Genomic DNA, 21,587 nt, shown 5'->3' with positions numbered 1-21,587 from the left:
CATCACGATCATCGTCAACGTTGTGGTCACCGTTGCTCATTCACTAGTAGGGTCTGTGTCAATGACTGTCGACACCTCCTCTGCCGACGATTCCACTGTCGGAGCTGGAGCGGAACTTCTGTCCATCGAGGCCGCGGTCGTCGCCGCCGAGGCGGTCCTCGCGCATCGTTTTGGCAGTGCGATCACGTTGGTCGACGCCGAGGATCTGGAAGGAAGCGGCCCCGCGACGGTCGTCAGGGCGCGGGTGGCTTCCTCGCCGTTCGCCTTGCCGCGCACCTTGGTGATCAAGCATTACCCCGAACGGCCCATGCCTGGCGAGACGGATTCGTTCGCGAGGGAAGCCGCCAGCTATCAGTTGTTCACCGCGCTGTCCCCCGAGGAGCGCGTGTGCCCCGAACTGCTCGCTCATGACCGCGATCACCGCGTGCTGGTGATCGACGATCTCGGGCGCACCGACACGCTTGAGGACAAGCTGAACGGCTCGGACGGCAGGGCCGCCGAGACGGCGCTGCTGTCGTGGGCGCGGTCACTGGGCAGGATGCATTTCAGTACGGCCAACCGGGAAGCGGACTTCAATGCGCTGCTGCGCAGGCTGAGCGCGGGAGCGAAGGGCGAGGAGCAGCCGAGGCAACCCGATCAGATCGTCGAGCTCGTCGCGGCGTGCGAACAGGTTCCGCCGCTGCTCAGGGATGTGCTGAACGTGCCGACGTCCGAGGCGGCGCACGAGGCTCTCGGCAGGGCGCTCGACCAGGCGCGTTCGCCGTCCTACCGCGCGTTCAGCCCGGTTGATCTTTGGCCGGACAACAACTTGGTGACCAGCGCGGGTGTGCGCTTTCTCGACTTCGAGCGCGGCAGGATTCGTAGCGCGCTCGTCGACGCCGCTCACCTGAGGGTGCCGTTCGCGTCGGGGCCGAAACCGCTCGCGCTGCCCTCGGGGATGAGCGAGGCGATGATCGCGGCGTGGCGGGCCGAGGTCGTCGCGTTGTGGCCGGGGCTCGCCGACGAGGACACGCTCTCCTCCTACCTGCTGGACAACCAGTTGCTGCTGGTGTCGATGGCGACGGCGCGGTTGCTGCCACGGCTGCCCGGTAGTGGCGAGTTCTCCGCTTCAGGCCCCGCCTCGGCTCTGGTCACCTGGTGGCGAGACCTCACCGAGTACGCGGGAAGGGAAGGTGAGGACGGCGTCGCCGATCACGCCGACACGGTGACGCGCGCGCTCGCGGCACGGTTCGGCAGGGGACTGGCACTGCCGCTGTACCCGGCGTTCCGCTAGGCGCCCGCGCCGGGCGGTTCGCACGGCGGCTATCGCGCTTCGCCTTTGGCCGTCGTGATCACGTCGTCGAGGATGTCCCTGGACCGGACGAGGTCGTCGATCGTCGCGGTGATCCGGTCCCGCTCGGCGGTGAGCTGTTCGACCAGCATCGGGGTCGCCGTCTCGGCGGGGCCGCCGTCGTCGTCCCTGATGCAGGGCAGCAGATCGACGATCTTGGAGCTGCACAATCCCGCCGCGTACAGCTCCTGGATGCGCACGACGCGGTCGACGGCCGATTCCGGGTATTCCCGGTGCCCGCCGGGAGTGCGTTCGGCGGCGAGCAGGCCCTGTTGCTCGTAGTACCGCAGCGAGCGTTCGCTGACGGCGGTCCTCGATGCCAGTTCGCCGATCCGCATGGCACACCGCCTTTCCGGGAATATCCGCGCTGTCGATTTTCCTCTTGAACCTAACATCAGTGTCAGGTTCTATCGTCCCCGTATGACCGATTCCGACCTGCTCACCCCCTACCGACTCGGCCCGCTGACACTGGCCAACCGCATGGTCATGGCGCCGATGACCCGGTTCCGTGCCGAGGAGGACGGGACACCGTCGCCGATCGTCGCCGACTACTACGCCCAGCGCGCCGGAGCGGGGCTGATCGTCACCGAAGGCATCTGGCCGAGCGCTCGCGGCCAGTCGGAGTGGCGCATTCCGGGCTTGGAGACCAGGAAGCACGTACAGGGCTGGCGCGAGGTGACCGACGCGGTGCACGCCGAAGGCGGGGTGATCTTCGCGCAGCTCATGCACGGTGGCAGGAAAGGACATCCGAGGTCGCGGCTGACCGGCGACCTCCCCTCGGGGCCGTCGGCCGTGCGGGCGCCAGGCCCCGTGCACGTCAAGGACGGCAAGGCCGACGCGATCGTCCCGCTGGCCATGACCACGGCGGACATCAGGCAAACCGTGCTCGATCACGGCGCCGCGGCGCGCAACGCGATCGAAGCCGGATTCGACGGCGTCGAGCTGCACGGCGCCAACAGCTACCTGATCCACCAGTTCCTCGCTGACAACACCAATCTCAGGGACGACGAGTACGGACGCGGTGCCATCGCCGACCGGATCAGGTTCGCCGTCGAGGTCACGACCGCGGTGGCCGACGCCATCGGGGCGGGGCGAACCGCGCTGCGTCTTTCTCCTGGCAATCCCCAGTTCGGCATGGTCGAACACGACCCGGCGCCGGTCTACAGGGCACTGGTCGCGGCACTGCGCGACGTGGGGCTGGGCTATCTGCACGTCACCGACGCCGACCGGTACGCGGCGCTCGCGGACCTGCGCGCGCTGTGGCCCGGCACGCTGATCGGCAACGTCGGCGAGAACAGGGAACCGACGACCGAGAAGGCCGCCCGCGCCGTCCTCGCCGAGGGCACCGCCGATTTGGTCTCGTTCGGCAGGGCGTTCATCGCCAATCCCGACCTGCCGGCGCGGTTCGCTCAGGGCGCCCCGCTTGCCGCGATCGACGAAACGCACCTCTACGCCCACGGCGGCGCCGGTTACACCGATTACCCGGCGTGGCGGGAGGTCGCGGTCGCCGAAGGGCGGTGACCGGCCGCGCCGCCTGTCGGTACCCGTGGTTACCTTCGAAGTGTGCAACAGGACGAGCTCTTCACGGTGAACCAGGACCTGGCGCCTCCGCCGGAGCCGGCAGGCGCGGCGAACCCACCGCCGGTGCCGCCGGGTTCGCCGCTCGCGGTCCGGATGCGCCCTCGGACCCTGGGCGAGGTCGCCGGCCAGCAGCATCTGCTGCGTGAGGGCGCCCCGCTGCGCAGGCTGGTCGAGGGCGCGGCGCCCGCGTCGGTGCTGTTGTACGGCCCTCCTGGCACCGGAAAGACCACGCTGGCCAACCTGGTTTCGACGGCGACGGGCCGCCGGTTCGTCGCGTTGTCGGCGCTGTCGGCCGGTGTCAAGGAGGTCAGGGGCGTCATCGAGGAGGCCCGCAGGCGGCGCAGGTACAACTCCGAGAACACGGTGCTGTTCATCGACGAGGTGCACCGGTTCTCCAAGACGCAGCAGGACGCGCTGCTCGGCGCGGTGGAGGACCGCACGGTACTGCTGGTGGCGGCGACCACGGAGAACCCGTCGTTCTCGGTGGTGTCGCCGCTGCTGTCGCGTTCGCTGGTGTTGCAGTTGCGGCCGTTGACCGACGACGACATCAGGGAACTGCTCGACAGGGCACTGACCGACGAACGTGGGCTCGACGGCGCCTTCGAGTTGTCGGAGGAGGCGATGGCACACGTCGTCCGGCTGGCCTCCGGCGACGCGCGAAGGGCGCTGACCGCGCTGGAGGCCGCGGCGGACGCCACGGCGGCCACCCAGGGCGCCACCATCGATCTCGCCACCGTGGAGTCCACTGTGGACAAAGCGGCGGTCAGGTACGACCGGGACGGCGATCAGCACTACGACGTCATCAGCGCGTTCATCAAGTCGATTCGCGGTTCCGACGTCGACGCCGCGTTGCACTATCTGGCAAGGATGATCGAGGCGGGGGAGGACCCGCGGTTCATCGCGAGGCGGCTCGTCGTGCACGCGAGCGAGGACATCGGGCTCGCCGACCCGACGGCACTGCAATCGGCGGTCGCCGCCGCGCACGCCGTGCAGTTCATCGGAATGCCGGAGGGAAGGCTCGCGCTCGCGCAGGCCACCGTGCACCTGGCCACGGCGCCGAAATCCAATGCCGTCATCGCCGGTATCGACGCCGCGCTCGGCGACGTGCGCGCCGGGGGCGCCGGGACGGTGCCCCCTCACCTTCGCGACGGTCACTACGCGGGGGCGGCGAAACTCGGCAACGCACAGAACTATCGCTACCCGCACGCCGTCGCCGACGGCGTGCTCGCCCAGCAGTATCCGCCCGACGAGCTGGTCGGCAAGGACTATTACCACCCGACCAGCAGGGGCGCCGAGCGGACGTTGGCCGAGCGCGTTCCCCGGTTACGCCGCACGATCAGGGACGATCCTCGCGCCTAGGGTCAACTCGAGACCCGCAAGCATGAGCGCGCCCTCTTCCGGTTACCCCACCTCCGGACAGGTCGAGAGGCGCCGGACGGCGCCGGGTGAGGGGAGCCAGCCATGCCGGTGCCGACACCGTCGCCGACGGTCGCCGTGCTGGGGACAGGGACCATGGGCGAGCCGATGGCGGCGAATCTGCTCGGGGCTGGGCTCCCGGTCAGGGTGTGGAACCGGACGACGGCCAAGACCCGCGCGCTGGCCGAACGGGGCGCGATCGTGGCGGACACTCCACGCGAGGCCGTCGCCGGTGCGGGACTCGTGGTGACGATGTTGTCCGAGGGCCGCGCGGTGCACGACACGGTGAATCCAGCGCTGGAAGCCTTCGCCGAGGACGCGGTGTGGTTGCAGATGAGCACGGTCGGGCCGGAGTGGACCGCCGAACTCGCCGCGCTGGCCGCCGACGCGGGAGTCGCCTTCGTCGACGCCCCCGTCCTCGGTACGAGGGCGCCTGCCGAGCAGGGCACGCTCGTGGTGCTGGCCTCGGGTCCGTTGCGGCTGGGGCAACGGTGCGCGCCGGTCTTCGACACGGTCGGCTCCCGCACGATGTGGGTGGGCCTCGCCGGTGCGGCGAGCAAGCTCAAGCTCGTGGTCAACACGTGGTTGCTCGGCCTGACCAACGCCGCCGCGGAGAGCATCGCGCTCGCGCACCTGCTCGGCGTCGACCCGAAGCTGTTCCTGGAGGCCATCGAAGGCGGACCGCTCGACGCCGCCTACGCGCACGCCAAGGGCGAGGAGATGATCGCGGGCGACTATCCGCCGAGCTTCACCGCCGCACTCGCCATGAAAGACGCCGAACTGGCGCTCGCCTCGGCGGGAGAAGCCGATCTTGGCGGGTTGCGCGCGACGCTGTCCCACCTTTCGGCCGTCGTAGAGTCGGGGCACGCTGACGAGGACATGGCGGTGCTGTACCGGGGTGTCACGGATGCGCCGCGACACGGAGGGTGATCGACCGGCAGGGCGCTCCGGACGGATCCGGCGACGCACGGTAGCCTGACGCGCAATCGACATCGAGGCAGTCGCCATCGATCTTGAAGGAGGGCACGTGTCGGCTGGGCAGATCGCCGCGCTGATCGCCGCGGGCGCGTTCGTGTTGCTGGTGGTGTTCCTGGCGATCGCGTTGATCAAGCTCGGGCGCACGCTGGACGAGGCCACGATCGCCATCCGCAAGGCCCACGAGAACGCGGATCCGTTGCTGCACGGCGCCAACGACACGATCACCCACGTGAACACCCAGCTTGAGCGGGTGGACGGGATCACGGCCAACGCGCAGGCCGTTTCGGGCAACGTGTCGGCGTTGTCCTCGGTGTTCACCGCGACGCTCGGCGGGCCACTCGTGAAGACCGCGGCGCTGTCCTACGGGCTGTCCAAGGCCGTCCGCGCCCGTCGTGGCGCCAAGAACGGCAACGGGATCGAGGGCAAGCACTCGCGGCGCAAGCGCAGGAGCGGCAAGCGATGAGGCGACTGTTCTGGCTCAGTGTCGGCGTCGCGGCGGGAGTCGCGTTGTCGAGGAAGGCCACCGAAACCGCTCGTCAAGCCACCCCGGCGGGGTTAGCCTCGAACGTAGGCGGCGCCGTCAGGGAGCTCGCCGGTGCCATCGGCGCCTTCGGTGCGGACGTCCGCGCCGGAATGAGCGAGCGCGAAGAGGAGCTGAACGACATCGTGGAAGAGCGTGCCGGAGTGCAACGACCCCAGGTGCGGGGCGCTGCCCGCGGGCAGGGGGAAGCCGGCAGGCACGCGGCACCCGAAACGCGTGCGCGGCGAGCGCGCCGGGCGGAGAGCTGAGCGCTTTCCGTAAGGCCAGCCCCAGCCCTTCGCCGCCCCACCTCGGCCTCGTTCCCTTCCGGTAAGAGCGCACGTGCGCGCCGCCGGACCTCACCTTTCAAGGAAAACCAGTGGAAACACACGAGATCAGCAAGCGGTTCCTGGAGTATTTCGAGAAGCACGGCCACACCAGGGTCCCGAGCGCGTCGTTGATCCTCGACGATCCGACACTGCTGTTCGTCAACGCGGGCATGGTCCAGTTCAAGCCGTACTTCCTCGGCGAGGTGCCGCCGCCGTACCCGAGGGCGACGAGCGTGCAGAAGTGTGTGCGCACCGGTGACATCGACGAGGTCGGCAAGACCACGCGGCACAACACCTTCTTCCAGATGGCGGGCAACTTCTCCTTCGGCGACTACTTCAAGCAGGGCGCGATCGAGCGGGCCTGGGAACTGATCACCTCCTCGCAGGCGGACGGCGGCTTCGGCTTCGACCCCGACCGGCTGTGGGCGACCGTGTACGAGCACGACGCGGAAACAGCGGGCCTGTGGAAGGACATCGCCGGGCTGCCGAGCGAGCGCATCCAGTTCAGGGACGCCGAGGACAACTACTGGGACATGGGCGTTCCGGGTCCTGGCGGCCCTTGCTCCGAGATCTACTACGACAGGGGACCGGAGCACGGCCGCGACGGTGGCCCCGCCGTGGACGAGGACCGTTACCTCGAAATCTGGAACCTGGTGTTCATGCAGGACATCAGGGGCGAGGGCAGCCCGAAGAAGGGGCATCCCGTTCTCGGTGAGCTGCCGAAGAAGAACATCGACACCGGGATGGGTATCGAGCGCGTCGCCTACCTGCTCCAGGGCGTCGACAACGTCTACGAGACCGACCTGGTGCGCCCGGTCATCGGCAGGGCGGAGGAGTTCTCCGGCCGCAAGTACGGCGTCGACCACGCCGACGACGTGCGGTTCCGGGTCATCGCCGATCACGCGCGCTCCGGCGTCATGCTCATCGGTGACGGCGTCACGCCTGGCAACGAGGCCAGGGGCTACGTGCTGCGCAGGCTGCTGCGCCGCATCGTGCGCAGCGTGCGGCTGCTCGGCGTGCACGAACCGGTGCTCACCGAGTTCGCGGCCGTGGTGCGCGACGCGATGGCACCCTCCTACCCGGAGATCGCCAGGGACTTCGACCGGATCAGCGACGTCATGCGCGCCGAGGAGGAAACCTTCCTCGCGACACTCACCAGCGGTTCGCGCATCTTCGACGTCGCGGCGGCGGAAACCAAGCGCTCCGGTGGCGAGATGCTGGCAGGGGACAAGGCGTTCCAGCTGCACGACACCTACGGCTTCCCCATCGACCTGACCCTGGAGATGGCTGCCGAGCAGGGGCTTTCCGTCGACGAGGACGGCTTCCGCACGCTCATGGAGCAGCAGCGGCAGCGCGCGAAGGCCGACGCGGCCTCGCGCAAGACCGGGCACGGCGACCTCTCGGTCTACCGCACCGTTCTCGAACAGCACGGGGAGACCGAATTCCTCGGCTACACCGACTTGCAGGCCACCGCGAGGGTCGTCGGCCTGCTCGCCGACGGCGTGCCCGTTCCCGTCGTCACCGAGGGCCAGAAGGCGGAACTCATTCTCGACCGCACCCCGTTCTACGCCGAGAGCGGTGGCCAGATCGCCGACCGCGGCGTGCTCGTCGGAGCCGGTGCCGAGGTCAAGGTCAACGACGTGCAGAAGCTGGTGCCGGGCCTGTTCGTGCACCGGGTCGAGGTCATGGCCGGTGAGGTCGGCATCGACACCGAGCTGACCGCTTCCGTCGACGCGACGCGCAGGGCCGCGATCGCCCGTTCGCACTCGGCGACCCACCTCGTTCACGCGGCGGTCCGCGGCGCGTACGGCAACCGCGCGGCACAGGCGGGTTCGCTCAACTCGCCCGGCCGGATGCGCTTCGACTTCACCACCCCGGCCTCGGTGTCGGCCGACGTGCTGACCGAGGTCGAGGAGGAAGTCAACGACTACTTGCAGACCGACGTCGAGGTGCGGTCCTACACGACCACCAAGGACAAGGCGCTCGAACTCGGCGCGGTCGCGTTGTTCGGCGAGAAGTACGGCAACGACGTGCGAGTCGTCGACATGGGCGACTACTCGCGGGAGTTGTGCGGTGGAACGCACGTCGACCGGATCGGCCAGCTCGGTCTCGTCAAGGTCGTCGGCGACTCCTCTATCGGCTCCGGCGTGCACAGGGTCGAGGCCCTCGTCGGGCAGGACGCGCTCCGGCACGTGCGCAAGGAGCAGCTGCTGGTGTCGCAGCTCGCCGGAACGCTGAAGGTGCCGACCGACCAGCTGCCCTCCCGGATCGAGGACGTGCTGACCAGGCTGCGCAACGCGGAAAAGCAGATCGAGCAACTACGCAGGGAGCAGGTACTCGGCTCGGCCGGTTCGCTCGCGGGCAAGGCACAGGACGCCGGAGGCGTGGCCGTGGTCGCCGAACAGCTCGCTGAGGGCATCGACGCGGCGGGCCTGCGCGCGCTCACCGGAGAGGTGCGCAACCGGCTTGGCGGCAGGCCTGGCGTCGTGGCGTTGTTCGCGCCCTCGGAGGGCAAGGTGAACTTCGTGGTCGCCACCACCGCGGCGGCCCGCGACAAGGGGCTCGCGGCCGGCAAGCTCGTGCCGTCGTTCGCGCCGTCCATCGAGGGCAGGGGCGGCGGCAAGGCCGACATGGCTCAGGGTGGAGGCGGCAACCCCGGTGGCATCGGGGACGCCATCGCCGCGCTGCGGAACGCGTTGTCGGCGGCGTGAGCGATACACGACCCGACCGGCCAGGGGACAACGATCCTGGGCCCGGTCGGCGGCTTGGCGTCGATGTGGGTTCCGTCAGGGTCGGCGTGGCACTCAGCGATCCCGCGCCGATTCTGGCGAGCCCCCTCGTTACGCTGTCGCGTGATGCGGACGACGACAACGATATCGACGAACTGGCCCGGCTTGCCGCCCAGCACGAGGTGGTCGAGGTGATCGTGGGGCTGCCGAGAACGCTGGCCGACCGCCAGGGCTCGGCCGCCGACATCGCCGTTGCCTACGCGGCGGCGCTGGCGAAGCGGATCGAGCCGGTCGCGGTCAGGCTGGCCGACGAGCGGCTCACCACGGTGAGCGCGAGCCGGATGTTGTCGCAACGCGGAGTCAAGGGACGCAAGCAAAGGGCCGTCGTCGATCAGGCGGCGGCCGTGGAGATACTGCAGGGTTGGCTTGATGCCAGGGGGGCTGCGGCGAGAGGAGCAGGCCCGGCATGAGCACGCCATACGACGGTTCCGGTGGCAGGCGACGGTTGAGACCGGCTCAGCAGCCCCCGGAACAGCCTCCGCGAGCGCAGAGGGGCGAGCCGAGAGAGCCCCAGCAGCGCGCGGCCGGCAGGCCGCAGGCGCGCCGCTCGCGGCACGCCGCGTCCGAACCGGACGCGGGCATCAGGCGTGAGGTCGATCCGTACGACCGGGACGAGGAACCACCAGCCCGTGGTGTTCCCCCGAGGCCGCCCCGTGCTCAGGGGCCGCCGCCCAGGGCGCGACGGATGGAAGGGGCGGGCGAACCACCGGCGAGGCCCGTCCGGCACACCCCTCGCGCGGCGGAACCGCCTCGTGAGCCCGACCCCGAACGTTCGCCTGGACCGCCACGGCGAAGGGATCCCGCTGAGGAACGACGCGCCCAGGCGGCGGGCAGGGGCGGAACACGGCCACGAAGGCGGCGTTCTCCCAACGAGGGCGTACCGCCTGACGAGAACCCCACCGAGATCCTCGACCTCGGCTATGACGACCTGCTCGACGAGGACGTCACCGACGACGAGTACTACGACGACGAGCGCGACGACGACAGGGCGGTTCCCGAGTACTTCGACGACGAGCGCGACGATCCGCCTGAGGACCCTCCGAAACGCAAGCGGGGCAAGCGGTTCCTCGGCTGGCTCGTCGCGCTGACCGTCATCGTCGTGCTGGTGGGCGGTGCCTACTGGGGCGCGAGGGAGTTGTTCGGGTTCGGCGCCGAGGACTACGCGGGAACCGGCGAGCGCGACGTGCTGATCGAGATCGAGGAGGGCGACTCGACCAGGGCCATCGCGTCGCGCCTGCACGAGCTCGACGTGGTGGCCAGCGCCGCCGCGTTCGTCAACGCCAGCGAGGACGACTCGCGGATTCTGGGTGTGCAGCCCGGCTACTACGTCGTGAAGACGAAAATGTCCGGCGCGAACGCGGTCGCCAAGCTCGTCGAACCTGGTGCGCGGGTCGGTGAACTGCAACTTCGCGCGGGCACCCAGCTCGACGACCTCACCCAGCCCGACGGCAAGGTGACCCCAGGCGTGTTCACGTTGCTGTCCAACGCCTCGTGCGCGGAGCTCAACGGCGACGACACCTGCATTCCCGCCGACGAACTGCGCCAGGTGGTCGCGGATTCCGACCTCGCTGAACTCGGCGTGCCCGAGTGGGCGGCGGCTGACGCGGCCAAGGCGGAACCGAAACGCAGGCTGGAGGGCATCATCCAGCCCGGCGTCTACGACGTGAAGCCGGGCTGGGACGCGAAGCAGCTCTTGCAGGAGGTGCTGAAGACGTCGGCGACGCGCATGCAGGCCGCCGGTCTTCCCGACGCGGCAGGGCAAACCGATTACAGCCCCTACCAGATCCTGATCATCGCCTCGCTGATCGAGCGGGAAGCGGTGGAGACGGACTTCGGGAAGGTCTCCCGCGTCATCTACAACCGCAACGACATCGACATGCGGCTGGAGTTCGACTCGACGGTCAACTACGTGCTCGACCGGCCGGAGGTGCGGACGAACGCCGAGGACAGGGAACGCGCCGGCGCCTACAACACCTACAAGAACACCGGGCTGCCACCTACTCCGATCTCCGCGCCGAGCATGGAAGCCATCAAGGCCGCTGAAAAGCCGGCGACCGGCGACTACCTGTTCTTCGTCAAGTGCGAGAAGAACGGCTTGTCCTGTTTCACCAACAACCTCGAAGAGCACGAGCGCGCCGCGGCGGATGCGAGGAAACGCGGTGTCTACTGACGCCGTGCGCAAGGCGGCCGTTCTCGGAAAGCCGGTTTCCCATTCGCTTTCGCCCGTCCTGCACGGCGCGGCCTACGCGGCACTCGGCCTCGGCGGCTGGACCTACGACAGGGTCGAGGTGGACGAGGAAGGACTGCCGGGATTCGTCAAGAGTCTCGGCCAGGAGTGGGCCGGTCTCTCCGTGACCATGCCGGGAAAGCGAGCCGCCCTGCGGGTCGCCGAGGAGGCGACGCCGAGGGCGGTTGCCGTCGGCGCGGCCAACACCCTGGTGCACCGGGGTAGTGGTGAGTGGGCCGCCGATTGCACCGACGTCGACGGGATCACCGGTGCGCTGACCTCGGCGGGCTGGGTCGGCTCGCCGTCTTTCACCGGGGTCGTGCTCGGCGCGGGCGGTACCGCCTCCGCGGCGGTGGCCGCTTTCGCCGAACTAGGGGCCGGAAGGGTACGGCTCGTGGTGCGCGAACCGGAAAGGGCGAGGGAGGCGGTCGCCGCCGCCGAGCGCACCGGTATCGCGGCCGAGGTGCTGCGGTGGTCCGATGTGGACTTCCGGGAGCTGGCGAAGGACGCCGCCGTGCTGGTGACGACGGTTCCGCCCGCCGCGATCGCGCCGCACGCCGCCGAACTGGCCGTGCTGCCCTGCCTGCTCGACGTCATCTACGACCCGTGGCCGACGCCGCTGGCCGAAGCCGTGGCCGCCCGTGGCGGCAGGCTGGCCACCGGACTGGACATGTTGCTGCATCAGGCGTTCGGCCAGGTGGAGCAGTTCACCGGCGAGCCCGCGCCCAAGGTCGCCATGCGCGACGCGCTGCGGGAGGCGACGGGGAACGCGGTACCGCTGCCGTTGCCGACCGACGCCTGACCGGGGCGAGTCCCCGCCCAGCCCGCCGAGATCCGCACTCAGGGCGCCGAGATCCGCGTCCGGGCCGCCGAGATGCGCGGTCGGGCCCCGCGAGTTCCGTCGCCGTCAGCCGCGCGTTCACCCGGTTCCCGCGCGGTTGCCCTACAGTGGGCGCGGACTGGGAGGTCACCGTGGTCGGATTCCGTCGCCTGCTCGCTGTCACCGCCACCGTCGCGTGGACCGCGTCACTGACCGTCGCGGTGTCCGCGCCCGCCGAAGCTGGAGTGGAACCGGTACGGTTCGCGACGTTCAACGCCTCGCTTAACAGGGCGGACGAAGGCGGCCTGCTGGCCGATCTGTCCACACCGGACGATCCGCAGGCGAGGAAGGTCGCCGAGGTCATTCAGCGCAACCGGCCGGATGTAGTGCTGATCAACGAGTTCGACTACGTCCCCGGCTACGCCGCCGTGGACGCGTTCCGTGACAACTACCTCGCGGTCAGTCAGCGAGGCGCGCGACCCGTCGACTACCCCTACGCGTTCACGGCGCCGGTCAACACGGGTGTGCCCACCGGTTTCGACCTCGACAGGGACGGGCGGGCCGACGGCGGAAACGACGCGCACGGTTTCGGCGACTTCGAGGGCCAGTACGGGATGCTGGTGCTGTCCCGGCATCCCATCGACACCGGCGCGATCCGCACCTTTCAGCGGTTCCGCTGGGCCGACATGCCGGGAGCGACCCTGCCCGACGACCCGGCGACCGAAGAACCCGCCGACTGGTACTCGCCGGAAATCCTGGACGTGCTGCGGCTTTCGTCGAAATCGCACTGGGACGTCCCCGTCGTCGTCGGACGGCGCAGCGTGCACTTTCTCGTCGCGCACCCGACGCCGCCGTCGTTCGACGGGCCGGAGGACCGCAACGGCACCCGTAACCACGACGAGATCAGGTTCTGGGCCGACTACGTGACGCCGGGTCACGGCGACTACATCTACGACGACGAAGGCGTGCGCGGCGGGTTGCCGAACGGGGAGCGGTTCGTCATCGCCGGTGACTACAACGCCGATCCGTTCGACGGCGACAGCGTCGAGGCCGCGGCGACGATGCTGTTGTCAGCGCCGAGGGTGCACGACCCGAAACCAGCCAGCGCGGGAGCCGCCGTCGCGGCGCGGCAGCAGGGCGGAGCGAACGACGAACACGAAGGCAGCCCCTGGCTCGACACCGCCGACTTCGGCGACGAGAGTCCCGGCAACCTGCGGGTCGACTACGTGCTGCCCTCACGTGGACTTCCGGTGTTCGGCAGCGGCGTGTTCTGGCCCGTTCCCGGCTCACCACTGGCGCGGCTGAACGACGCCTCCGACCACCACCTGGTCAGGGTCGACCTGTTCGTGGCCTAGCGTGGTGGCATGAAGATCGCCATCCTCGACGACTACCAGAACGTCGCGCTCGGGTTCGCCGACTGGGATTCACTCGGCGCCGACATCGAGGTGTTCACCGAGCACATCGGTGAAAGGGCCGAACTGGTACGCAGGCTCGCCGGGTTCGACGTCATCGTCGCGATGCGGGAGCGCACCCGGTTTCCGGCCGATCTGCTCGCCGGGTTGCCCTCGCTCAAGCTGCTGGTCAGCACAGGCGTCAGGAACGCGGCCATCGACGTCGAGGCCGCGGTAGAACGGGGCGTCGTGGTGACGCACACCGGCTACCTGCCGCACCCGACGGCCGAGATGACGTGGGCGCTCATCCTCGCCGCGATGCGCGGCATCCCCGAGGAGGAGCAGAACATGCGCAGGGGTGGCTGGCAGCGCACCGTGGGCACGAGCCTGCGGGGCGGCACGCTCGGGCTGCTCGGCCTCGGCAGGCTCGGGTCGAGGGTCGCCGAGGTCGGGCAGGCGTTCGGAATGCGCACCATCGCGTGGAGTCAGAACCTGACGGCGGAGCGGGCGGCCGAACACGGGGTCACCGCGGTGTCGAAGGACGAACTGCTCGCCGAATCGGACGTGCTGTCGGTCCACCTCGTGCTCAGCGGTCGCACAAGGGGCCTCATCGGCGAACGGGAACTCGCCGCGATGAAGTCCACCGCGCTGCTGGTCAACACCTCACGCGGCCCGATCGTCGACGAGCGGGCACTGCTGGCCGCGCTGACGGAGCGGCGCATCGGTGGCGCGGCGCTCGACGTCTACGACGTCGAGCCACTTCCCGCCGACCACCCGCTCCGGTCGTTGCCGAACGTGACCCTGACCCCGCATCTCGGGTACGTCACCCGCGACGTGTACGAGGTCTTCTATGGCGACGCCGTGGAGAACATCGCGGCGTTCGCGGCCGGTTCGCCGATCCGCGTCATGACCGGCCGCTGAGTTCGGCGAGCACGGCGTCGGTGAACGGCGGCCATGCCTCGGCCGCCCATGGGCCGAAGTTGCGGTCGGTGAGTGCCACGGTCGCTGCGTTGGCTTCGGGATCGACCCACAGGAAGGTTCCGGACTGTCCGAAGTGGCCGAACGTGGCCGGTGAGCTGTTCGCGCCCGTCCAATGGGGACTCTTGTGGTCCCTGATCTCGAACCCGAGGCCCCAGTCGTTGTGTTCCTGGTGGCCGAATCCGGGGAGTACGCCGCTGAGGCCGGGAAATACGACCGTCGTCGCCTCGGTGAGCGTTTCCGGCGCGATCAGCTTCGGCTGCTGTAGTTCGGCCGCGAACAGGACCAGGTCATCCACAGTGGACACCGCGCCCGCCGCTGGGGAGCCGTCGAGCCTGGTGTCCTTCAGCCGCAGTGGCTCGATCAGCGCTTCACGCTGGTAGTCGGCGAACGCGATACCCGAGTGTTCCGCCAGCGCGTCGGCGAGTTGTTCGAAACCCGCGTTGGAGTACATCCTGCGCTTTCCCGGCGCGGAAAGAACCTTGTGCTCATTGAAGCCGAGGCCGCCTGCGTGAGCGAGCAGGTGCCTGATCGTCGAGCCGGGAGGACCCGCTGGGGTGTCCAGTTCGACGACGCCCTCCTCGATCGCGATCAGCGCCGTGTATGCCGTCAGTGGCTTGGTGACCGAGGCCAGCGGAAACGGGCGAGTGGTGTCGCCGTGCCCGCCGATGACGCTGCCGTCGGCGGCGACCACAGCCGCCGCGGCGGTGGGTACCGGCCATTGTTCGATCAACCGCACGCTGTCCATGGCCCCACCCTACGAACGACGGTGCCGCCGCGGGGCGAGAGGTGGCCGACGTGACCCCGCTCAGTCCCGGCCGAGCAACGAGATCACCTCGTCGTCGCTGGTCTGGCCGAAGTCGGCATACCACTGGCCGACGGCCCGGAAATCGTGTGGACGCGAGACACACACCAGTTCGTCGGCTTCGCCGCGCAGCCCGTCGACCGCCTGAGCGGCGCACACCGGTGCCGCGAGCACGAGCCTGCGTGGTCCCTCGGCCCGCAGCGCGCGCAGTGCCGCGGTCGCGGTCACCCCGGTCGCGAGACCGTCGTCGACGAGGATGACGTCCCTGCCTTCGACCGGCAGGGCGGGCAGGCCACGCTGGTAACGCTCGACCCTTCGCCGGGCCTCCGCGCGTTCGCGCTCGCTCGCCTCGGTCAGTTGCGCCTCGGTGAGCCCGAGCGCGCTGACGCTGCCGCTGTCGTAGATTGGGGGGCCGTTGGCGGTGACGGCGCCGACCCCGAACTCGGGATGTCCCGGCGCGCCGATCTTCCGCGCGACCGCCACGCCGAGCGGTGCCCTGAGCGCGGTGGCGACCCCGGCCGCGACCGGAACACCGCCCCTTGCCAAGCCGAGCACGACGGGCTCGGCCCAGGTCTCCTCCCGCAGCAAGGTCCCCAGCACCCGCCCTCCCTCGTCGCGGTTGGCGAAGGCGCGGGGCCCGCTCATCCGGGTTCACCTCTGCGTTTGCGGTGAATGACCCAGCCGAGGTCGACCATCATGACCACGGCCAGCACACATAGCACCACGGTCAGCCACACGACGCCGTACAACGCGAACAACACCGCCGCGCCCGCGCATACCAGCACCGAGATGGCGGCGAGCACGATCCGCAGCGTCAACGCGCTGTAGGCGGGTGCGGCACCGCCGAATCCCGCGGTCGGGTCGTGGTAATCGGGTAGGCCGCGCTCGTAGTCCTTCCGGGTGCGCGGCCGTTCCTGCCGTCGCTCCATGCCATCCGGGTACCCGGATGGCGCCGCCCCACACGGGGGAAACGCGGGCTGTGCTCACGGCAAGCCGATGGCACAGCCCGCCGCGATCACCCGTCCAGTTCGGTGGTGACGAGCGCGGCGACCGCCTCGACGGCATCCTTCGCGCCGTCACCGTCCGCGGCGATCACCACCTCGTCGCCGTGCCGCGCGCCGAGCGTGAGCAGGCTGAGCACGCTGCCTGCCGGTACCGGTTCCGCACCGGCTTTGGCGATGGTCACCGGCACCCGCTGCGCTGCCGCCGTCTTGGCGACGAGTGCGGCGGGCCTGGCGTGCAGGCCGACTTTGCTCGCCACCGTGACTCTGACCTCGGCCATCGGTTCCCTTCCGTTCACTGTGGCGATTCCGCCTGAGAACCGCTGTCCTTGGCTTTCGTGGTGCCGCTTCCCGCGGGTTCCTTGCCGGTGTCCGGCTCGCTGTCCGGCTGGTCGGCGGTCGGATCGGTGACGGCCGCGTCCCCTTCGTCCTCCCTGCCGGGTGTGCGCAGGTTCCACTTGGTGATGACCCACCGGAAGATCAGGTAGTAGATGGCCGCGTAGGCGAGCCCGATCGGGATCAGCAACCACGCCTTGCTCGCGGCCGGGGCGCCCGCGTTGAGCGCGAAGTCGATACCACCGGCCGAGAACGCGAAGCCGAGATGGATGTCCAGCGCGTTCACCAGAGCCAGCGAGATGCCGGTCAGCACGGCGTGGATGAGGTACAACGGCCAGGCGACGAACATGAACGCGAACTCGATCGGCTCGGTGACACCGGTCAGGAACGACGTCAGCGCCGCCGAGATCATGATGCCGCCGACGATCTTCTTCTGGCTTGGCCGCGCGGTCTGCCAGATCGCCAGCGCCGCGGCGGGGAGGGCGAACATGAAGATCGGGAAGAATCCGGTCGTGAACGCGCCCGCGCTGGGGTCGCCCTCGAAGAAGTTGTTGATGTCGCCACCGTCGAAGATGAACCACACCGGCACGTTGAGCAGCTGGTGAAGACCGATCGGGATCAGCAGCCGGTTCAAGAAGCCGTACACGCCGCCGCCGATGACGGCGTCGCTGGTGACCGCCTCACCGAGGTTCTGCATCCCGGCGTCGATCACCGGGAAGATCAGCCCGAACACGACACCGAGCAGCAGCAGCACGAACGAGTTGATGATCGGCACGAACCTGCGGCCGCCGAAGAAGGCGAGATAGGGCGGGAGCTTGATGCGGTGGAAACGCTGCCACAGCACCGCCGTCACCAGGCCGACCACGACACCCGACAGCACGCTGTAGGGCCATTTGATCGGCGCGAGATACCAGCCTTCGTCGAATCCTTCCAGCTCGTTGATCGGTGCGAACACCTGCACGACCTTGTTGAACACGATGAAGCCGACAACCGCGGCCACACCCGTCGAACCGTCGCCTTTGCGGGCGAACCCGACCGCGATACCGACGGCGAACAGCAGAGGCAACCAGTCGAAGAGACCGCCTCCCGCCGCCGCGAGTACCTTCGCGATGTCCTGCGTCGCCGACCACCGGCCGAGCATGTCGTCCTGGCCGAGCCGGAGCAGCAGGCCCGCCGCGGGCAGAGTGGCGATCGGGAGCATCAGGCTGCGACCGAAGCGTTGCAGCCCCGCTAACCTCCTGCCCTTGCTCTTCGATTCCGCTGACGTGGCACTCATGGCCGTCCTCCATGGTTTGGCAGCGGGCCGGATTCCGGGGAGTTCCGGTCCAGTTGCATGGTCACCTGGTAGTGCTCTCCCCGGTACCAGGACGTCATGTCCTCGACGGGTTCTCCGCGCACGCTGGAGATCCTGCGGAAGACGAGAAGCGGGCTGCCGGTCTTGATGCCGAGCAGCCGCGCGGTTTCCCTGCCGGCGGCCTCCGCCCACACCGTCTGCCAGGCAGTGTCGAACCGGATGTCGTAATTCCTGGCCAGTTGGTCGTAGAGCGACTGCGTCAGGTCGAGGTCGAACAGGCCGGGCACGGCGGCACTGCGGTACCAGCCGCGTTCGACGGCAAGCGGAACACCGTCGGCGAGGCGGAGCCTGCTGAGTTTCGAGGCGACCTCGCGGTCGCCGAGCCGTAGCGCGGTCGCCGTCTCGGCCGACGGTACTTCCGTTGCGGTGGAAAGGATCTCGGTACTCGGCCGCAGGCCGCGCCGTCGCATCTCCGTGGTGAACGACATGAGGGACAGCTGTAGCTCCATCCGCCTGGCCGCGGTGAAGGTACCCCGTCCCCGCACCCTCGACAACAGACCTTCGTCGACGAGTTTTCCAATGGCGGTGCGGACCGTGAGCCGCGAGACGGCGTACCGCCGCGCGAGTTCCCTTTCCGAGGGAATGGGTGCGCCGGGAGCCAGTTCGCGTTCGGCCAACCGGCGCAATATCTCGCGCAATTGCGTGTGTTTCGGGGTTGGGCCGTCGATGACGCGGTCGGCACCGTGCTCCATCGGCACCTCCGTACTCGCGTCCACGGCTCAAGATTGGTACGTTCCGGTCTAGACCATTCGTTGATGGGGCAGAATGCTCCGATACCCAACCGGTGTCAACCGCCGTTACGGGTTCGTGCCCAGTACAGAACACACCAGGAGGCGGCCATGGCGGACGAAAGGCCGGCGAACATCCTCGCCGCGCTCGGCGGAGCGGGCAACATCGTCGAGATCGAAGGGTGTATCACCCGGCTGCGGTGCGAATTGCACGACGGCTCGCTCATCGACGAGCCCGCGTTGAAAAAGGCGGGCGCGCTCGGCGTCGTCAAGGTGGGCGATGTGGTTCAGGTGATCGTCGGACCCGAGGCCGACACGATCGCGAGCGACATCGAGGACCTGCTGTGAGCCTTCCGGTGTGCAGCCCGGTCACCGGGACCACCGCGCCCATCTCCGAGGTGCCCGACCCCGTTTTCGCGCAGGCGATGGTGGGGCCGGGCATCGCGGTGGTGCCGAGCGGGGGGAGGGCCGACGCCGTCGCGCCCATCGACGGCGTCGTGGTGACGCTGCACCCGCACGCCTTCGTCGTGGCGGGCGAGGACGGCAACGCGGTACTCGTGCACCTCGGCATCGACACCGTCAAACAGAAGGGCGACGGGTTCACCCTGCACGTCGTCAAAGGTGAGACCGTGCGGCGTGGCCAGCCCATCGTGAACTGGGACCCCGAGGCGGTGACCGAGGCGGGTTATTCGGCCATCGTTCCCGTGGTCGCGCTCGACGCTCAGCAGAGCGCGCTGGCCGGGATCCGGCCCGGCGTCGCCGTGACCGCCGGCGAGGAGATCTTCCGCTGGACGGGCTGACGGGGGTGCGTCCCCCTCATCGGTGAGCACCCCCGTCAGCGCCGGGCTGCCGAGCGCGTCATGCCGTCACGATCTCACCGTTCTCGACCGTGACGGCGATGCTCGGCAGCGGCTCGGTCGCGGGCCCCTGTTTCACGGCCCCGGTGAAGGCGTCGAACATCGAACCGTGGCAAGGGCAGCGCAGTTCGGCGCCCTCCGCGGTGACCGCGCAGCCCTGGTGGGTGCAGATCGCGCTGAAAGCGCTCACTTTCGTGTCCGACTCCCTGGCGAGCACGGCTTCCTGACCACTGGGGGTGGTGATCACCGTGGAGCCACCGACGGGAACGTCGTTCACCGCCGCGATGCGCTGTCCTGGCTGTGCGGGCGGACCGGATTCACCGGAACCGCCCTGGTCGGCCGGCGAGGATGAATCGCCGCCGCCGCACGCGGCGAGCGCGACCGTACCCACGGCTGCTCCGGCTACCGCGGCTCCACTGGTGATGACGGTGCGGCGGGTGTGTGATTGGGCAGTCATGTGTCTGGACACGAGGTGACCGGGGATCGGGTTCACCGCGCGCCCCGATCGAACCCGATCGGGTCCGCCACCGTGTCATAGGTGTACCGATCCGCGAGGGCTGGAGGCGACGATGACGGGTTGGCTGCTCCGCCTGCTGGTGGCGCTCGGATTGCTCGGCTCGGCATGGGTTCACCTCGACGTGTGGCTCGACTGGGCGAGAAACACCGACGTCATCGGCCCGCTGTTCCTGGTCAACGTCGCAGCGGGGGCGGTGATCGCGATCGCCGTGCTGGTGTGGCATCACTGGCTGCCAGCGCTGGCCGCGGTCGGTTTCGGCGTGGTGACCCTCGTGGCCTACGTGCTGTCGCTGACGGTGGGCCTGTTCGGGGTGCGAGAGCAGTTCGCGACGCAGGCGGAACTGTGGGGCGTCGTCACCGAGGCCGCGTGTGTCGTGTTCGGCTCGCTGTTGCTGCTTCCCCGGTTCGCGAGGGCGGAAAGACAGGGCGAACCCGTGTGAACGAGGGCGCGGAACCCCGGCTGATGCGTGCCCTGCACGACGAGCACGCCGCCGCGCTGTGGTCGTACGCGCTGCACCTCACCCATGGCGACCGCGCGAAAGCCGAGGACGTCGTTCAGGAGACCCTGCTGAGGGCGTGGCGGCATCCGAAGGTCCTCGACCAGTCCCAGCGGTCGGCTCGCGCCTGGTTGTTCACCGTGGCGAGGCGGATCGCCATCGACGGCTGGCGCTCGGCGGCCGCGCGGGCGGAGGTCGCGACGGACCAGGTGCCGGAGCTTGCCGTTCCGGACGACACCGAAAGGGCGGTACAGGGCTGGATCGTCGCCGACGCGCTCGGTGAACTGTCGCCTCGGCACCGCGAGGTGCTCGGCTTGTGCTTCTTTCGAGGAATGTCGGTCGCCGACGCCGCGGCGAGGCTGGGAGTCGCCGAGGGAACGGTCAAGTCGAGAACGCACTACGCGCTGCGTGCCCTGCGGCTCGTGCTTGAGGAGAGGGGGGTGACCCGGTGAACGGGGGCGACGAGGTATCCGTGTCCGGGCGAACGGATCCGTTCGCGACGTTCGATGCCGCGTACGTGCTCGGGGCGCTGTCCCCCGAGGACAGGGCGGCGTTCGAAGAACACCTGCGGCACTGCGCCGGCTGCGCCCGCGGAGTCAGGGAACTTGCGGGAATGCCGGGTCTGCTCGGCCAGGTCGACGCCGGTCACCGTCCTTCGAGGGAACCGTTGCCCGCCGACCTGCTTCCCTCGCTGCTGTGGAGTGTGCGCAAGCGGCGCAGGCGCGGCAGGACCGTTGGTGCGGTGGCGGTCGCGGCGGCCGGGATCGCCGCAGCGCTGGCACTGGTGTTCGCGCTGGTGCTCCCCGCGAGCACCGAGCGGGAGGGGACGGCCATGACTCCGCTCGGGGCCTACCCGGTGGCCGCCGATGTGAGCCTGACCGATTCCGGGTCCGGTACGCAGGTCGACATGTCGTGCAGCTACAGCGGTGGCTCCGGCGGGGATTACGTGCTGGTGGCCGTGCGCGCCGACGGCGGTACCCAGCGCCTCGCGACCTGGTACGCGGCGCCGAAGGACACCGCGAAGCTTTCCATCGGAACCACCTTGGACCGCGCGGACATCAAGGCGCTGGAGATCCGGTTGCCGGACGGCCCCGCTCTGCTCCGGTTGCCGGTGTCCGGCTGACAGTGCGGCGC

At 69.3% G+C, this 21,587-nt stretch carries 25 protein-coding genes; 17 read left to right on the top strand and 8 right to left on the bottom strand.

The annotated features are described in order from the left end of the window. Positions 1 to 61: 61 nt before the first annotated feature. Positions 62 to 1,273, top strand: coding sequence for a phosphotransferase (locus tag BAY61_RS20340; RefSeq protein ID WP_091809924.1), 1,212 nt, complete (start codon positions 62 to 64; stop codon positions 1,271 to 1,273). 29 nt (positions 1,274 to 1,302) lie between these two features. Here BAY61_RS20340 and BAY61_RS20335 read toward each other — a convergent pair whose 3' ends face one another. Then, positions 1,303 to 1,668 carry a MerR family transcriptional regulator gene (locus BAY61_RS20335; RefSeq protein ID WP_091809922.1) on the bottom strand — a complete coding sequence of 122 codons (366 nt, stop codon included), beginning with the start codon at positions 1,666 to 1,668 and terminating at the stop codon, positions 1,303 to 1,305. Between the two features lie 82 nt (positions 1,669 to 1,750). Here BAY61_RS20335 and BAY61_RS20330 point away from each other — a divergent pair, with 82 nt between their 5' ends. From BAY61_RS20330 to BAY61_RS20280, 11 genes are all read left to right on the top strand, one after another. Then, the gene (locus BAY61_RS20330; protein WP_091809920.1) at positions 1,751 to 2,851 is read left to right on the top strand and encodes an alkene reductase; all 1,101 of its coding nucleotides are present in this window, start codon (positions 1,751 to 1,753) and stop codon (positions 2,849 to 2,851) included. Between the two features lie 42 nt (positions 2,852 to 2,893). Continuing rightward, a complete protein-coding gene (locus BAY61_RS20325; protein WP_094168508.1) occupies positions 2,894 to 4,270 on the top strand; it encodes a replication-associated recombination protein A in 1,377 nt (458 codons plus the stop codon). Positions 4,271 to 4,372: 102 nt separating this feature from the next. Further along, positions 4,373 to 5,257, top strand: coding sequence for an NAD(P)-dependent oxidoreductase (locus BAY61_RS20320; RefSeq protein ID WP_091808011.1), 885 nt, complete (start codon positions 4,373 to 4,375; stop codon positions 5,255 to 5,257). Between the two features lie 97 nt (positions 5,258 to 5,354). Further along, entirely contained in the window at positions 5,355 to 5,768 is a 414-nt protein-coding gene (locus BAY61_RS20315; RefSeq protein ID WP_091808014.1) for a DUF948 domain-containing protein, read from the top strand. Continuing rightward, positions 5,765 to 6,094 carry a hypothetical protein gene (locus BAY61_RS20310; protein ID WP_091808016.1) on the top strand — a complete coding sequence of 110 codons (330 nt, stop codon included), beginning with the start codon at positions 5,765 to 5,767 and terminating at the stop codon, positions 6,092 to 6,094. The genes BAY61_RS20315 and BAY61_RS20310 overlap by 4 nt, the downstream gene beginning before the upstream one ends. 110 nt (positions 6,095 to 6,204) lie before the next feature. Next, the gene (gene alaS, locus BAY61_RS20305; RefSeq protein ID WP_091808018.1) at positions 6,205 to 8,865 is read left to right on the top strand and encodes an alanine--tRNA ligase; all 2,661 of its coding nucleotides are present in this window, start codon (positions 6,205 to 6,207) and stop codon (positions 8,863 to 8,865) included. After that, a complete protein-coding gene (ruvX, locus tag BAY61_RS20300; protein WP_091808020.1) occupies positions 8,862 to 9,353 on the top strand; it encodes a Holliday junction resolvase RuvX in 492 nt (163 codons plus the stop codon). Before alaS ends, ruvX begins: the two co-directional genes overlap by 4 nt. Next, complete coding sequence (gene mltG / locus BAY61_RS20295; protein ID WP_091808022.1) at positions 9,350 to 11,113, top strand: endolytic transglycosylase MltG; 1,764 nt, start codon at positions 9,350 to 9,352, stop codon at positions 11,111 to 11,113. Before ruvX ends, mltG begins: the two co-directional genes overlap by 4 nt. Continuing rightward, on the top strand, positions 11,088 to 11,972 hold the full coding sequence (locus BAY61_RS20290; protein ID WP_091808023.1) for a shikimate dehydrogenase: 885 nt from the start codon (positions 11,088 to 11,090) through the stop codon (positions 11,970 to 11,972). Before mltG ends, BAY61_RS20290 begins: the two co-directional genes overlap by 26 nt. Positions 11,973 to 12,199: 227 nt before the next feature. Beyond that, positions 12,200 to 13,345, top strand: a complete 1,146-nt coding sequence (locus BAY61_RS20285; protein WP_245866251.1) for an endonuclease/exonuclease/phosphatase family protein — start codon at positions 12,200 to 12,202, stop codon at positions 13,343 to 13,345. A gap of 9 nt (positions 13,346 to 13,354) precedes the next feature. Then, positions 13,355 to 14,302, top strand: coding sequence for a D-2-hydroxyacid dehydrogenase family protein (locus tag BAY61_RS20280; RefSeq protein ID WP_091808025.1), 948 nt, complete (start codon positions 13,355 to 13,357; stop codon positions 14,300 to 14,302). Here the strand turns inward: BAY61_RS20280 and BAY61_RS20275 are convergent. The 6 genes from BAY61_RS20275 to BAY61_RS20250 all read right to left on the bottom strand — a co-directional run bounded on the left by BAY61_RS20275 (position 14,286) and on the right by BAY61_RS20250 (position 18,571). After that, positions 14,286 to 15,107, bottom strand: a complete 822-nt coding sequence (locus tag BAY61_RS20275; RefSeq protein WP_091808026.1) for a serine hydrolase domain-containing protein — start codon at positions 15,105 to 15,107, stop codon at positions 14,286 to 14,288. The two genes, BAY61_RS20280 and BAY61_RS20275, sit on opposite strands and share 17 nt — an antisense overlap. Positions 15,108 to 15,167: 60 nt before the next feature. Then, on the bottom strand, positions 15,168 to 15,809 hold the full coding sequence (locus BAY61_RS20270; RefSeq protein WP_091808028.1) for a phosphoribosyltransferase: 642 nt from the start codon (positions 15,807 to 15,809) through the stop codon (positions 15,168 to 15,170). Next, complete coding sequence (locus tag BAY61_RS20265; RefSeq protein WP_091808030.1) at positions 15,806 to 16,093, bottom strand: DUF6343 family protein; 288 nt, start codon at positions 16,091 to 16,093, stop codon at positions 15,806 to 15,808. Before BAY61_RS20265 ends, BAY61_RS20270 begins: the two co-directional genes overlap by 4 nt. A gap of 86 nt (positions 16,094 to 16,179) precedes the next feature. Further along, on the bottom strand, positions 16,180 to 16,446 hold the full coding sequence (locus BAY61_RS20260; protein ID WP_091808467.1) for an HPr family phosphocarrier protein: 267 nt from the start codon (positions 16,444 to 16,446) through the stop codon (positions 16,180 to 16,182). A 14-nt stretch (positions 16,447 to 16,460) separates the two neighbouring features. After that, complete coding sequence (locus BAY61_RS20255) at positions 16,461 to 17,777, bottom strand: PTS transporter subunit EIIC (RefSeq protein ID WP_091808032.1); 1,317 nt, start codon at positions 17,775 to 17,777, stop codon at positions 16,461 to 16,463. Further along, on the bottom strand, positions 17,774 to 18,571 hold the full coding sequence (locus BAY61_RS20250; RefSeq protein ID WP_420848844.1) for a GntR family transcriptional regulator: 798 nt from the start codon (positions 18,569 to 18,571) through the stop codon (positions 17,774 to 17,776). Before BAY61_RS20250 ends, BAY61_RS20255 begins: the two co-directional genes overlap by 4 nt. A gap of 39 nt (positions 18,572 to 18,610) precedes the next feature. Here BAY61_RS20250 and BAY61_RS20245 point away from each other — a divergent pair, with 39 nt between their 5' ends. Together BAY61_RS20245 and BAY61_RS20240 are read left to right on the top strand one after the other, a co-directional pair. Beyond that, on the top strand, positions 18,611 to 18,931 hold the full coding sequence (locus tag BAY61_RS20245; RefSeq protein ID WP_091808034.1) for a PTS sugar transporter subunit IIB: 321 nt from the start codon (positions 18,611 to 18,613) through the stop codon (positions 18,929 to 18,931). Beyond that, on the top strand, positions 18,928 to 19,383 hold the full coding sequence (locus BAY61_RS20240) for a PTS sugar transporter subunit IIA (protein ID WP_091808036.1): 456 nt from the start codon (positions 18,928 to 18,930) through the stop codon (positions 19,381 to 19,383). The genes BAY61_RS20245 and BAY61_RS20240 overlap by 4 nt, the downstream gene beginning before the upstream one ends. Positions 19,384 to 19,441: 58 nt before the next feature. Here BAY61_RS20240 and BAY61_RS20235 read toward each other — a convergent pair whose 3' ends face one another. Beyond that, complete coding sequence (locus BAY61_RS20235) at positions 19,442 to 19,897, bottom strand: Rieske (2Fe-2S) protein (protein ID WP_091808038.1); 456 nt, start codon at positions 19,895 to 19,897, stop codon at positions 19,442 to 19,444. A gap of 112 nt (positions 19,898 to 20,009) precedes the next feature. Here BAY61_RS20235 and BAY61_RS20230 point away from each other — a divergent pair, with 112 nt between their 5' ends. The 3 genes from BAY61_RS20230 to BAY61_RS20220 are packed head-to-tail and all read left to right on the top strand — an operon-like array spanning position 20,010 to position 21,576. After that, the gene (locus BAY61_RS20230; protein WP_091808040.1) at positions 20,010 to 20,396 is read left to right on the top strand and encodes a hypothetical protein; all 387 of its coding nucleotides are present in this window, start codon (positions 20,010 to 20,012) and stop codon (positions 20,394 to 20,396) included. After that, entirely contained in the window at positions 20,393 to 20,905 is a 513-nt protein-coding gene (locus BAY61_RS20225; protein WP_091808041.1) for a sigma-70 family RNA polymerase sigma factor, read from the top strand. Before BAY61_RS20230 ends, BAY61_RS20225 begins: the two co-directional genes overlap by 4 nt. Before the next feature lie 20 nt (positions 20,906 to 20,925). Then, on the top strand, positions 20,926 to 21,576 hold the full coding sequence (locus BAY61_RS20220; RefSeq protein ID WP_170140150.1) for an anti-sigma factor family protein: 651 nt from the start codon (positions 20,926 to 20,928) through the stop codon (positions 21,574 to 21,576). Positions 21,577 to 21,587 lie beyond the last annotated feature (11 nt).

This window comes from Prauserella marina, assembly GCF_002240355.1.
In the GTDB taxonomy this organism is placed as follows: Bacteria; Actinomycetota; Actinomycetes; order Mycobacteriales; family Pseudonocardiaceae; genus Prauserella_A; species Prauserella_A marina.
Note: the sequence above shows the minus strand (reverse complement) of the source record. Positions and strands in the feature narration are given on the sequence as shown.